Annotated in this window: 11 protein-coding genes and 1 pseudogene; 4 read left to right on the top strand and 8 right to left on the bottom strand. The window is 42.6% G+C overall.

All coding sequences use genetic code 11. The annotated features are described in order from the left end of the window. Nucleotides 1-400 (top strand): annotated as a pseudogene (locus AC6CHI_RS03250) (acetyl-CoA C-acyltransferase); the annotation flags it as partial. A gap of 56 nt (nucleotides 401-456) precedes the next feature. Next, on the top strand, nucleotides 457-1,245 hold the full coding sequence (gene pcaD / locus AC6CHI_RS03245) for a 3-oxoadipate enol-lactonase (RefSeq protein ID WP_498119394.1): 789 nt from the start codon (nucleotides 457-459) through the stop codon (nucleotides 1,243-1,245). Between the two features lie 277 nt (nucleotides 1,246-1,522). Here pcaD and AC6CHI_RS03240 read toward each other — a convergent pair whose 3' ends face one another. From AC6CHI_RS03240 to AC6CHI_RS03215, 6 genes are read right to left on the bottom strand one after another with little or no spacing between them, the layout of a single operon-like run. Then, nucleotides 1,523-2,581: a 2,3-butanediol dehydrogenase gene (locus tag AC6CHI_RS03240; protein WP_498119393.1), complete on the bottom strand. Its 1,059-nt coding sequence runs from the start codon at nucleotides 2,579-2,581 to the stop codon at nucleotides 1,523-1,525. 21 nt (nucleotides 2,582-2,602) lie between these two features. Continuing rightward, nucleotides 2,603-3,388, bottom strand: coding sequence for an acetoin reductase (locus tag AC6CHI_RS03235; protein WP_498119392.1), 786 nt, complete (start codon nucleotides 3,386-3,388; stop codon nucleotides 2,603-2,605). A gap of 11 nt (nucleotides 3,389-3,399) precedes the next feature. Beyond that, nucleotides 3,400-4,800: a dihydrolipoyl dehydrogenase gene (lpdA, locus tag AC6CHI_RS03230; RefSeq protein WP_498119391.1), complete on the bottom strand. Its 1,401-nt coding sequence runs from the start codon at nucleotides 4,798-4,800 to the stop codon at nucleotides 3,400-3,402. 10 nt (nucleotides 4,801-4,810) lie between these two features. After that, nucleotides 4,811-6,346, bottom strand: a complete 1,536-nt coding sequence (locus AC6CHI_RS03225; RefSeq protein ID WP_498119390.1) for a dihydrolipoamide acetyltransferase family protein — start codon at nucleotides 6,344-6,346, stop codon at nucleotides 4,811-4,813. 1 nt (nucleotide 6,347) lies between these two features. Further along, complete coding sequence (locus AC6CHI_RS03220; RefSeq protein WP_458890550.1) at nucleotides 6,348-7,367, bottom strand: alpha-ketoacid dehydrogenase subunit beta; 1,020 nt, start codon at nucleotides 7,365-7,367, stop codon at nucleotides 6,348-6,350. A gap of 15 nt (nucleotides 7,368-7,382) precedes the next feature. Beyond that, nucleotides 7,383-8,345 carry a thiamine pyrophosphate-dependent dehydrogenase E1 component subunit alpha gene (locus AC6CHI_RS03215; RefSeq protein ID WP_498119389.1) on the bottom strand — a complete coding sequence of 321 codons (963 nt, stop codon included), beginning with the start codon at nucleotides 8,343-8,345 and terminating at the stop codon, nucleotides 7,383-7,385. A gap of 356 nt (nucleotides 8,346-8,701) precedes the next feature. Here AC6CHI_RS03215 and lipA point away from each other — a divergent pair, with 356 nt between their 5' ends. Both lipA and AC6CHI_RS03205 read left to right on the top strand, forming a co-directional pair. Beyond that, on the top strand, nucleotides 8,702-9,694 hold the full coding sequence (lipA, locus tag AC6CHI_RS03210) for a lipoyl synthase (protein ID WP_498119388.1): 993 nt from the start codon (nucleotides 8,702-8,704) through the stop codon (nucleotides 9,692-9,694). 234 nt (nucleotides 9,695-9,928) lie between these two features. Then, nucleotides 9,929-11,017: a winged helix-turn-helix domain-containing protein gene (locus tag AC6CHI_RS03205; RefSeq protein WP_498119387.1), complete on the top strand. Its 1,089-nt coding sequence runs from the start codon at nucleotides 9,929-9,931 to the stop codon at nucleotides 11,015-11,017. Nucleotides 11,018-11,134: 117 nt separating this feature from the next. Here AC6CHI_RS03205 and AC6CHI_RS03200 read toward each other — a convergent pair whose 3' ends face one another. Then, on the bottom strand, nucleotides 11,135-12,205 hold the full coding sequence (locus AC6CHI_RS03200) for an ArsO family NAD(P)H-dependent flavin-containing monooxygenase (RefSeq protein WP_498119386.1): 1,071 nt from the start codon (nucleotides 12,203-12,205) through the stop codon (nucleotides 11,135-11,137). Nucleotides 12,206-12,541: 336 nt separating this feature from the next. Continuing rightward, on the bottom strand, nucleotides 12,542-13,720 hold the full coding sequence (locus AC6CHI_RS03195; protein ID WP_498119415.1) for a hypothetical protein: 1,179 nt from the start codon (nucleotides 13,718-13,720) through the stop codon (nucleotides 12,542-12,544). Nucleotides 13,721-13,752 lie beyond the last annotated feature (32 nt).

The raw sequence follows: 13,752 nt of genomic DNA, 5'->3' as shown, positions 1-13,752 counted from the left end.
TGAACAATACCAGCTTAAACCACGCGCCAAGATTATTGCCTCTACGGCTGTAGGTGTAGAACCGCGCATTATGGGCTTTGCGCCGGCACCTGCGATCAAGAAGTTACTGAAACAAGCCAATCTGACTTTAGAGCAGATGGATGTGATTGAGTTGAATGAAGCGTTTGCCGCACAGGCATTGGCGGTGACCCGTGATTTGGGTTTAGCCGACGATACCACGCAAGTGAATCCAAATGGGGGTGCGATTGCGATTGGTCATCCACTGGGGGCTTCAGGTGCACGTTTAGTCACTACAGCTTTAAACCAATTGGAACAAACCGGTGGTACTTATGCCCTGTGTTCGATGTGTATTGGCGTGGGTCAAGGCATTGCGCTGATTATTCAGCGGGTTGCAGACTAATTTGGATCGCGAATTTAGAGAACTTAGCTCAAAAAAATGAATGAAGGAATCACAATATGCCGATTTTAACCACGCCCGAAGTACAACTACATTATCAAACCTTTGGTGATGCCAGTCATCCTGCACTGCTGTTTTCTAATTCCTTAGGCACCAACTATGGCATGTGGCAGCAGCAGTTTAATGCCCTGAAAGAGCAGTTCTTTGTCATTTGTTATGACACCCGTGGTCATGGTGGATCCTCAACTCCGCAAGGGCCTTATAGCCTGCAACAGTTGGGGGAAGATGTGATTCAGCTGCTAGATCATCTCAATATTCAGCAAGCGGCTTTCTGTGGCATTTCGATGGGCGGCTTAACCGGTCAGTGGCTGGCGATTCATTATCCTGAGCGGTTTAGCCATGTGATTGTCTGTAATACTGCCGCCAAAATTGGTCAGGAACAGGCTTGGCTGGATCGTGCAACATTGGTCAAAAATCAAGGTTTACAAGCGATCGCGGACAGTGCAGCCTCGCGATGGTTTACAGCTCCCTTTATCCAAAGTCATGCTGCAGTGGTGTCCAATCTTCAAAACGACTTGGCAGCTGGCAGTGCCGAAGGTTATGCAAACTGTTGTGCGGCTTTGGCTAAAGCGGATGTGCGGGAACAATTAAAGACAATTACAGTACCTGTATTGATTGTTGCAGGGCGGCAAGATCCTGTAACCACGGTGGCTGATGCAGAGTTTATGCAGGCCCAGATTCCGCAGAGTCAATTGGTCGAAATTGATGCTTCGCATATTTCTAATGTGGAGCAGCCGAGTGTGTTTAATCGAAATATTGTTAATTTTTTAAAAAGCCAAACACTCTAACTAGAGTGTTTGCTTTGTGAATGTTATCGATTACCTTCTGTTTGGTAGCCTTAAGCGTTTTTGATAAGAAAAATTTAAAAAATAACTCTTATACGATTAAATCTGTTTATCGAAGCCTGTGAGAACCTGTTCACGACATGACTTTTAGATCAGGTTCATCACTAGAATTTATTCAATTGGCTCAATCTAAAACTCAACTTTTATCCTTATGCCAGCAACAGAATCAGCCCAACCGAGTAAATCCAAATCTATGGTGAGCGTCGATCTGCGTATCCGTTTAAGGATGAACAATAATTTTTACCGCAGACTCATTATTATGAATCAGTGTTTCAAAGCCTTGCGAAACCAGATCATCCAGCGCAATACGCTGGGTAATAAATGGTTCCAGATGAATCAGACCTTGCTCCACTAAACGAATGGTTTCCTGATGGTCATTTACATAAGCAATTGTGCCCCGAATATCTAACTCTTTCATGACTACACTATGCACATTAATCGTTGCAGGATGACTCCAGATCGACACAATGACCACCACGCCTGTGGGTTTCATCGCTGCGACCAGTGTATCCATCACTTTATTGACACTACTGCATTCAAACGCAACATCCACACCACGGTCTTCGGTAATTTTCATGACCTCCTTAACCACATCAACTTGTGATGGATCTAGCACATAGTCGGCAACCCCAGCTTCTATCGCTTTTTCCTTACGTTTTGCACTGAGTTCAGTAATGATGACCGTGAGACCTTTGGCCTTTAAAATAGCCGATAAAAGCAGGCCAATAGGTCCCGCTCCACCAACCAAAGCGATGTCGCCCGATTTTGCACCACTTCTGACGTAGGCATGATGCCCCACAGATAAGGGTTCAATTAATGCTGCCTGATCTAAGGGGATATTCTTCGAAATAGGATGTACCCAGCGTCGTTGTACCGCAATTTTTTCAGAGAGCCCGCCACCGCGTCCACCAAGCCCAATAAAGTTCATATTTTTAGACAAATGATAGTTATCATTCGGACCTGTAGGCACATCATCGGCAATGATATAGGGCTCAACGACAACATGTTGCCCGATCTGAATATCCTCAACCCCCTCACCAACCGCATAAACTACGCCTGAAAATTCATGCCCCATGGTAATAGGTGCAGACTCTCCAGAAATTGGATGTGGATGACCACACGGCGGAATAAAGATAGGACCTTCCATAAACTCATGTAAATCTGTACCGCAAATACCACACCATGCCACTTGAATTCCGACTGTGCCAGGTAATACATTTGGTTCAGGAATATCCTCAATTCGAATATCCCCTCGATCATAAAAACGAGCTGCTTTCATTGTGTATTCCTTATATTGATATTAACGGTAAACCATTCCACCATCTGTCAAAATAGACTGACCTGTAATGTAGTTTGCATCCTCGCTGGCTAAAAATGCAACTAATGCAGCCACGTCATCTGGTGTTTCAGCACGTCCTAAAGCAATACCATCTACATATTTTTTATACGTTTGACCAATTGGTACGCCTGTAATTTCAGAGAACCGCTGATCTATTTCGACCCACATGTCTGTACCTACAACACCCGGACAGTAACTATTTACAGTAATTTCAGCACTGGCATATTCTTTAGCCGCAGCTTGTGTCAATGCACGAACTGCAAATTTAGTTGCCGAATAAACACCGAGTAAAGCAAAGCCTTCATGACCTGCGATTGAGCATGCATTAATAATTTTTCCAGCCTGTTGGCGGTGTTTAAATTTATTTGCTGCGGCTTGAATCCCCCAAAGTACACCACCGACATTGATGTTCATAATTTGGTTAAATTCACTCAGCGTTACTTCTGCCAAAGCTTTAACTTGTGCAATACCTGCATTATTGATCATGATATCAAAACCATTAAGTGTTGATTCGGCATGATCGATTGCATGACTTACTTGTATTGGATCTGAAATATCCGCAATAAATGTGGTGGCCTTTACGCCAAAAGCTTCAACTTCTTGTTGAACAACATTTAACTTTTCCTGATGAATATCGACCAAAGCAATATGAACACCTTCTTGCGCCAAACGTAAGGCAATACCACGTCCAATGCCTTGTGCGGCACCTGTGATTAACGCGACTTTATTGTTTAAACCTCTAGGCATGTTGCGACTCCTTAAATATGGATGGCGCGCTGCATCGCGGATAACACCGACTCATGCATCGCCTCAGATAAGGTTGGATGGGGGAAAATCACCTGAGCTAGGCTGTCATCTGTCGCTTCTAGGTATTTGGCAATCGCAAAACCTTGAATGTGCTCTGTGACTTCATGTCCCACCATATGGGCCCCCAACAACTCGCCCGTTTCCTGATTAAAAATGGTTTTGACGAATCCTGTGCTATCGCCCAAAGCCAAGGCTTTCCCATTGGCTTGTAATGGAAATTTGCCGACATTAATACAGAAGCCCGCAGCTTTGGCTTGCTGCTCCGTCAAGCCAATACTCGCCACTTGGGGATGGGTGAAAATACAGCCTGGAATCTGGGTACGATCTAAAGCATGTACCTCAGTCAACCCAGCGATTTTCTCGACACAAAGAATGGCTTCATGACTGGCTTTATGGGCTAAACAGGGTGCGCCTGCGACATCTCCAATTGCATAAACGCCTACCACATTGGTTTTGCACCAAGCGTCGACTTTGATATAGCCATGCTCAAACTCAATACCCAATGCTTCTAGACCCAGATTTTGGGTATTCGCTTTTACGCCAATCGCGGAAAGCACCTTTTCAACGGTGATCATTTGCACACCGGTTGATGTTTCAATATAACAATCCGCTTGCCCGTTTTTGCTTTCGATGCTTTTTACAGCGGCAGCCGTTAAAACTTTCATCCCCTGCTGTTCAAATTGCTTTTGCACATATTGGGCAACTTCAACATCTTCGCTAGGTAAAATCTGCTTGGCGATATCTACCAGCGTCACTTGGCAACCTAAGTCTTGGTAGAGACTGGCAAATTCGCTGCCTATAGCCCCTGAGCCGATCACAAGCAAAGACTTGGGTAATTGCTGCGGCACTAAAGCCTCTTTATAACTCCAGACCTGATCACCATCGACAGCAATATGCGGTAAAGTGGCTGCACGTGCGCCCGTTGCCACAATAATATGCGGTGCGGAAATCTGCTGTTTCTGCCCCTGTGCATCGGTAAGCTCTAATTGTTCTTTGGCAATAAATTGAGCGGCTGCATGAAAAACAGTGACCTGATTTTTTTTCAGCAAATGACCGATGCCTTGCACCAATTGCTCGGACACCTGTCTGCTATGACGAACCAGTTGCTGCATATCAAAATCAACGGAACCTACAGTAAATCCAAACTGCTCTGTGTGTTTAAGCTGCTGTGCCATTGCAGCTCCACTCAGTAATGCCTTGGTAGGAATACAGCCCCAATTCAGACAGATTCCACCCAAATGCTGTTTTTCAACAATTGCGGTTTTTAAGCCCAGTTGCGCTGCGCGAATCGCAGCGACATATCCCCCTGGACCAGCACCGATGACAATCAGATCAAATTGTGTATCAGACATGGCGACTCTCCTACACTAAAATCAAGGCAGGATTTTCGACAAACTGCTTAAATGCCGATAGGAAATGCGCACCCAATGCCCCATCAATCACACGATGATCGCAAGATAATGTTGCTGTCACCATTTGACGCACAACAATCGCATCATGTTCGACGACAGCGCGTTTCTCCGCAGCTCCCAAAGCCAGAATGGCTCCCTGAGGTGGGTTAATAATCGCGTCAAACTGTTGAATGCCGAGCATCCCCAAATTGGAAATACTGAAACTGCCGCCTTGAAACTCATCAGGGGCTAATTTACCCGTTTTGGCACGAGTCGCCAGATCTCGCATGTCATTGGAAATCTGGGCTAAGGATTTGTGATTAGCGGCTTTAATAATCGGTGTAATCAGACCATTCTCAATCGCGACAGCTACAGCAATATCAGCCTGTTCAAACTGCAAAATTTGCTGATTTTCTTCATCAAACTGAACATTGACCTGTGGAACCTTCATCAATGCGGCCGCCGCAGCTTTAATCAACATATCGTTAATGGACAACTTGACTTGCGGTACGCTACTGTTAATTTGCTGACGTAAGGCCTGAACCGCTTCAACATTTAAGTCTATGGTTAAGCGAAAGTGCGGTGCATTACGTTTGGCGGCTTGCAGCCTTGAAGCAATCGCTTTACGCATGGCATTCATGGCTATAGTCGTGACTTTTGTAGACTCTGTTGCATGCACATGGTCTGCATGTTGAACTTGTACAGGGTTTTCACGCTGATAAACGGCTTCAACATCCTCCTTACAGACTCGTCCACGTGAACCCGATGCACGGCAATCATGCAGATTAATGCCCCATTGTTTTGCCAAACGGCGCGCGACTGGAGTGGCGAGCACGTGGCTATCGTCCGCTTTAGATTTAGCCACTTTGCTACTGGCCTGATGACGCACATCTGGCCAAGCACCGCCTGCGGCTTGAACTGCAGCCTGAATATCCTGAACACTAATACGGCCTTTACGTCCAGAACCCGTAATCTGGGCCAAGTTCACATTATGTTTTGCAGCCAATTTCAAGGCATGTGGCGTTGCAAAAATATCATCGCTTTGTTGGTAGCCTTGTAACGCAGCAGGAATTGAATATCCACCCTGAGCCACAGCTTTTGATCCATTACCAGCACTGTTCTGTTTAGGCGCAGCTTGTACTTTGCTTTCAACTTGAGCTGAAGCTACTTTTTCAGGAACCGTTGCGACCGCTTTATGTTCAGTTACAGCAGGTGTTCCACCTAAGGATTGCGCATAAGCCTCAATTTCAGCATCGGAAACTTGAGCGTCTGCACAAATGGCAATCACACCACCGACAACAAGGGTGTCACCATCTTTAGCAATAATTTTGCGCAGCACGCCATCGAAAGGCGCTTCCAGAACATTGACGATTTTTGTGGTTTCAATTTCACAAATTTCCTGCCCTTTACTAAATTGCTGCCCTTCCTGAATCAGCCATTGGGCAATGGTGCCCTCTTCCATCGACAGACCCCATTTCGGGATTTCTAGAGTTTTAATTTCGCTCATCCTAAGCCTCCAACGTTTTACGTACAGCCTGTTCGATACGTTCTACACTTGGTAACCATTCTTTTTCCAATACGGGTGAAAATGGCACAGGTGAATGCGGTGGGGTCACCAGTTCAATCGGTGCTTTCAGATAATGAAAACCTTTCTGGGCAATAAGCGCAGCCACATCATGTGCAAAACCGCAACGGGCTGCCGATTCATCCACAATCACCACCCGACCTGTTGAAGCTACCGACTCTAAAATGCCGTCTTCATCCAACGGGGAAATGGTCCGTGGGTCAACCACTTCAACCGAAATACCTTCTTTGGCCAGCTTATCAGCAACTTCATTGGCACGATGCACCATGAGGCTTAAGGCAATAATGGTAATGTCGGTGCCTTCACGAGTGTAATTGGCGACACCAAAAGGAATGGTATAAGCCTCATCTGGTACTTCACCCTTTATGTCATATAGCAACTTGTGCTCACAGAATACGACAGGGTCGTCATCCCGAATAGCTTGAATCAACAAGCCTTTCACATCATAGGCGCTAGATGGAACTACGACTTTTAAGCCGGGCACAGAAGCAAATACGTTATATGGGGACTGCGAATGCTGCGCGGCTGCTGAAAAACCAGCGCCAATCATACCGCGCACCACCATTGGAGCTTTTGCCTTGCCACCGAACATGTAACGGAATTTGGCCGCTTGGTTATACAGCATGTCATAGCACACGCCATAAAAATCCATAAACATTAAATCCGCCACAGGTCTTAAACCTGTTGCAGCAGCCCCTGCGGCCATCCCAATAATGGCAGACTCGGTAATCGGGGTATCAATGACGCGCTCCGAACCGAACTCAGTCCATAGCCCTTTAGTGACCCCCAATACCCCGCCAAACCCTTCGAGTTTATTGTCATCGGTATTTTTACCGCCATGTCCACCACGGACATCTTCACCCACAACGATCACGCTTGGATCACGGCGCATTTCCAGTTCAATCGCTTCTTTAATCGCGTTTCGATAACTTTTATTTGGCATTGTTCTACTATTCCTTTAGTAAGAGACGTAAACATCTGTAAGTAGCTGAGAGACTTCTGGATATTTGGCTGCTCGCGCTTTCGCAACAGCATCGTCCACATTCGCTTTAGATTGGGCATCAATGGCATCTAATTTGGCTTCGTCAATTTGCCCTTTGACTTTTTCACGAAAGATTTTCAATGGGTCTTTATGCTCTTTGACATAATCTAGTTCTTCTTTGGAGCGAATCAGTCCGGGATCTCCCTCAAAATGTCCATAAAAACGGTTGGTTACCGTTTCAATCACACTCGGACCTTCACCACAGCGGGCACGCTCAATGGCTTTTTGCGCAACTTCATACACAGCAAAGAAGTCTGTACCATCCACCTTTTCAGCAGGTAAGCCAAAACCTGCCGCCCGACCTGCAATGTCCTTACTGCCTACGGCATAATCATGTGCAGTGCCTTCACCAAAGCCGTTATTTTCAAAAACAAAAATGACAGGAAGCTTGAGCACGACTGCCATATTCATGGCTTCAAAGGTTAAGCCCTGATTTGAACCACCATCTCCGGTAAAGGACAAACCAATACCGCCATTTTTAAGGGTTTTGGCGCTTAATGCCGCACCAATTGCTAAGGGAGGACCGCCCCCCACAATACCGTTGGCACCGAGCATGCCTTTATCCAGATCAGCAATATGCATGGAGCCACCTTTACCACGACATAAACCATCATCTTTGCCAAAAATTTCTAACATCATGGCGTGAATATCACAGCCTTTGGCAATACAGTGTCCATGACCACGATGGGTCGAAGTAATAAAGTCCTTGTCGGTTAAATTTTCACAAATTCCCACGGCAACCGCTTCTTCACCGCTATATAAATGAATGAAACCTGGGATATCACCTGTATTATTTTCATCGTGAAGTCGGTCCTCAAATTCACGAATATCGCGCATTCTTTTGTATGCTGCTAGCAATTGCTCTTCCGTTAATTGCATATACTTGATCCTTATTCATAACGCTTAAAATAAAATTCAGAGTAGAAAAACATTCAAACCTGAATTTTAAAACCGTATATTTATATAAGAATATTTTGATTACTTTTCCTATTAGACTAAAAAAAATATTATATAAAAATTATGAAATAATATTAAAAAACAACATATTAAACACTTAAAAATATCTTTAATTTTTTATTAATTTCAAAAACATATAAAAACAAACCTTTAACCAACCTTTGTTTTATATCATAAGATTTTTGGACTATTTTATTATAGTTTGAATATTTTAATTACAGCTCAACCCTGCAATTAAATGAATGTTTTATATTAATTTAAACAATGGAATATATAAAATGGATTTAAATAACACTGTACTAACTGGGAAAAAAATGCGTGGCACTGAAAAATTGGCGCGTATTCCTATTAAAGTGCTCCCAACCGAAACACCACCCAAAAAACCAGAATGGATACGGAGCAAAATCAGTCAGCCTGAAGAAGTGCAGATCATCAAAGATTTATTACGACAACAAAAACTACATACGGTGTGTGAAGAAGCTGCCTGTCCGAATTTGCCGCAATGTTTTGGTAGTGGGACTGCAACCTTCATGATCATGGGCGATATTTGTACCCGACGCTGCCCGTTTTGCGATGTCGCTCATGGTCGCCCAAATGTATTAGATGCCAGTGAACCACAACATTTGGCAGAAACGGTAAAGAACCTGAACTTAAAATATGTCGTGATTACTTCTGTTGACCGTGATGACTTAAAAGATGGCGGTGCACAACATTTTGCCGATTGCATTCGAGCAATCCGTCAAAGCAGCCCAGACACTTTAATTGAGATCTTAGTGCCAGACTTTCGCGGTCGCATAGATCTTGCACTCGACATTCTGAGCCAGAACCCACCCGATGTTTTTAATCACAACATTGAAACTGTGCCACGCCTCTATAAAGCCATGCGACCGGGTTCAAACTACCAGCACTCCTTAGATTTACTCAAGCAATTTAAACAGTACTGTCCTGATATTCCGACCAAATCTGGTCTGATGGTTGGATTAGGCGAAATTAAAGCAGAAGTGATTGTGTTACTGAATGATCTTAAAGATCACCATGTTGACTACATAACCATTGGACAATATTTGCAACCTTCCAAAGCACATGCCCCAATTCATCGTTTTGTTGCCTTGGAAGAATTTGAACATTACCAAATCCATGGTCAGTTATTACAATTTAAAAATATCTGGAGTGCACCAATGGTAAGATCGAGTTACTTTGCTGAAAAACAATATCATGGAGAAGCCACGCCTAACCCCTTTCATTACAAAAGTGCATTAACCCCATTTTAATTGTATGGTGCATCCATAAAATCAATGAAATTTTTACTAAAATTAGATAGAAAAACGAAGGTTTTCCTATTAGATTTTTGGGATGCCGTTGAAAATAAATCCGCTCACAGGCTTAGGAGAAATTCCGTCAATCATCAAAATTTATCATGCAATTTACAGTCATAAAATGACAGGATGAAATTATTACTATTGGGCACAAATGGATATTTCAGCTCAGCCATGAAGGAATATGGAATGAATAATTTAGAAGAATTGAATACACGCTTACAAACAACGCATTTAGTCAATCAAGTCGATGTGAATGCGGCACCCTTAGTGACGCTACCCAAGGAAGAGCGTTTTTCTTTATTCAGACGTACTATTCATCATACCTATGAAGAACTCTTAAGAATTGCTCACGATTCTGACATGGCAATAGGACTAACCGACCATCATGGGACTCTGCTATGGACGTGGAGTAGTCGAACAATGTTATCGTCTGCGGAACAGGTTCATTTTGTTGAGGGAGGACAATGGTCTACTCAAGCCGTCGGCACCAATGCGATTGGCTTGGCACTGAATAGTCAACGTTCCCGTTGTGTTCACTCTCATGAGAATCAAATGAATAGTGTTCGAGATTGGGTCTGTTACGCAGCGCCAATCATAGACCCGATTTCAAATCAATTTCATGGCGTGATTAATCTCTCGACCAAATATAAAAAACATACGCCTTTGGGCGTTTTAGCCGTTGAACGCTGTGCCGACCTCGTACGTCAATCTCTTTTAATTGAACAAAAAAATATACTGTGCATTAATGCCTTAGGCACACCTAGAGTATTATTCAATCAAACCCAACTGTTATTAACACATCGACAAATTGAGATTCTGTGTATTTTGGCTTTACGTTCGAATGGGATTAGCTTAGAGGAACTTCATTACGCCTTATATGGAGAGCGTGACGTCAGTACTAAAACACTGAAAGCAGAATTGTCACAACTTCGGAATTTGTTACCTGACTGCATCGAAGCTCGCATATACAAATTAACCTGTGAAGTACAATGCGATTTTTTACAAGCTGAACAATCATTGAATGCAGGATTTCTCGCCAGTACGTTTTCGTTATACAAAGGTTGTTTTTTAGCTAAAACAGAGAGCCCTTTTTTGTGTGCATGGCGCGAAAGTTTTGATGCCCGATTAAGCCATTTGATTTATCAAATGCAAGACATCGACCAATTATTAAAGATTATTAGTTATGTACCTGAGCGAAATGATGCTGTGCTGCGTTTGTTAGAGTTATTACCTGAAGAAAGTATCTATCGCGAGCGATTTTCAAGATTTATATAAGCTTGACTGGGCAAAACCAGTCTAGTGGTTGCTTAGACCTTTTTTTTGCTCATGATGAGATGAATCAAGAATTCATAATGGCATTCATTCACATTATGAATTCTAAGCTGTTCTACTTCAGCATGGAGCGTTCAAGTACGCCGCAATATCATCGACCGTTGCACGTGCAGTGCGTGACACCCCAATTAAGGTGGCGGATGCCATTCCAGTCCACTCGCCATAACCCACGAACCATAAATTCGGCACTTTTAAAGATCGACCATTTTGCACAGCAACAGTCTGATCAGGCTCGACAATATTAAGGCTATTTACATGCTTTAGTGCGGGCTTAAAGCCGGTACACCAAATGACAGCATCGATGGCTTGATGTGTGCCGTCTGACCAAATCACACCATGTTGATTAAAAGCTGAAAAGGGCTCTCGACTATGTAAGACGCCACGCGCTCTGGCATCTTTAACACTCTCCACCATCACAATATCTCCCAAACCGCCCACAGGCTGGTCGACATGGCGTCCTTCTAATTGCGCTTTTAAACGTTCCGTTGCCCGAAAAAACAGGACTCGACCATCCACATCATCCGAAAGAAATTGTGGGGGGTTCTGAGTGACCCAAGTGCATTCAGCTACTTTTGACACTTCAGCCAAAATCTGCGCACCTGAGTTGCCACCACCAACAACCATCACGTTCTTATTTTTAAAGGGTTCAGCATTTACATAATCGGCCGAATGTATTTGAAGCCCTTCAAAGTTTTCTATGCCTTCATACACAGGAATATAAGGCTGCCCCCAAGTGCCAGTTGCACTGACCACCGCCTTTGCTCGCCAAAACTTTTCTCCCGCATAAACATCTAAAGATTGAGCATGCTGTTCAAGATGATCTACAGAGATCGGACGTACTATGGGAAACTGATAACGTTGCTCATAAGCATTTAAGTATGCAATGACTTCATCTCTGCTCGGATAAGGCTGAGTGGTTGTCGGCATCATCCACCCCGACAAAGAACTCCAAGTATTTGGAGAAAATAGACGTAGGGACTCCCAAGCATGTAACCATGCTCCACCAGCTTGAACCTGATCATCTAAAATAATAAATGGAATCTTTTTCCGTTTTAAAAAATATGCAGTCGATAGTGCCGCTTGACCACCACCAATAATGACTACATCAACCTCACTTTGCAGTTGAGCCAAAATTATGCTCCTTCAAGAACCTCAACTAAAAATTAATACCCTATTTTTTGGGGTTGCCGTCTTTCAAAAATTTATGAAATGATTGATTATTCTAATTTAAAACATGATTTTGATAAACTTCTAAGACTATTTCAAAAAACTTAATACACCCTATAAAATTTTGATTTTTAAATGATGGATCATAAATTTTATAAATATATAAGAATATTATTAATTAAAAATCATTTACAAATAAAATCATCTACTGAATACAAAATAAATAAGTACATTAACCATTAAAATTAAAAAATCCGTAAAGCTAAAATTTTAACTTTACGGCAATACGAAAATATTAGCTTAAAACTTAAATCCAAAATTTATATTTACACGGTATAACCACTTATCACTATTTTGTGAGGTGGTTGAGGTATACCCCGTACTGTTGGTTGAACCTCCAATGATATTAGAATTTTTACCCCAAGTATAATCGGCCCACACCAAAAATGGTGAAGCAATAAACATCATGCCTGTCGTATTCATTTGTGAGGCTGACCAGTCACTACGTTCTTTATCTAAATAACTAAAGTCATTATAGAACTTAATTGCCTTTAATTTACCCATATCCTTCACTGGTAAAGTATAAGCAATATTCAAGCTCGAAATAATGCCTTCAGAAGCAATGAAATAAGATGGAGTTAAACCATTGGTTCCCATTAAAGTCACGTCATTGCTGATACCCTCAGGATTCTCAGCATCATATTTATAATCTATGACTGAGCCCTGAACATTCCAACGATTGAAATTGGTATTTGCATGTACACCAAGCGCATAATATTGCCCATTTTTATCCGTAGTTTTATTATGCAATTGGGAAATGGCGCCTGATAGCCCGAGTTCTTGCTGCCCCACGCCTGTATCAAACTTTTTTACTACACGTGTATTGAACTGATTGCGCTTTTCATTTTGATAGGCTTTCTGATTCGGGAATGTATTATTTAATTCATCATAGCTCCCACTTTCCGGTGAATAACGCATATTGGTTTCCAGCATGGTTGGGTAATAGCCCAACTTAATATCCCAATCTTTATCGTTATAATTCCAATTCAGACCTGGTGCAATGTTATTACCATAGCCCAAGAAAAATGGAAGATGATAAGTCCACCCATTTTGCGGATAAGGATAAATTGCGAATGGTTTATATACAAAACCAGCTTCGAGGCTATTATTTTGGTTAAATTTATAACCAATATATGCTTTTTCTATCGAGGTATATTCATGATCTTGCAATAAGAAACTGCTATTTAAATATACATCCTCATATTTCCCTGTAATATCTAAACGTAAAATATCAAAATCAGTTTTACCAAATCCACGGTTTTTACTTTCGGGCCAGCTTTCATAACGATGGTTAAAACGAACAACCCCCCCCACTTTCAATGCAGCAGCTCCATCATCACTGTTCCATTCTAGCGCTGACTCTGAAGCCCATGTTGTTGTCGCCAAGCATGACATCATTACACCCACAACAGCCATCATCTGGTTTTTCATTTATACTTCCTCATTGGCTT

The organism is Acinetobacter sp. GQ146 (assembly GCF_059758585.1).
This window is presented reverse-complemented; position numbering and strand designations above follow the sequence as displayed.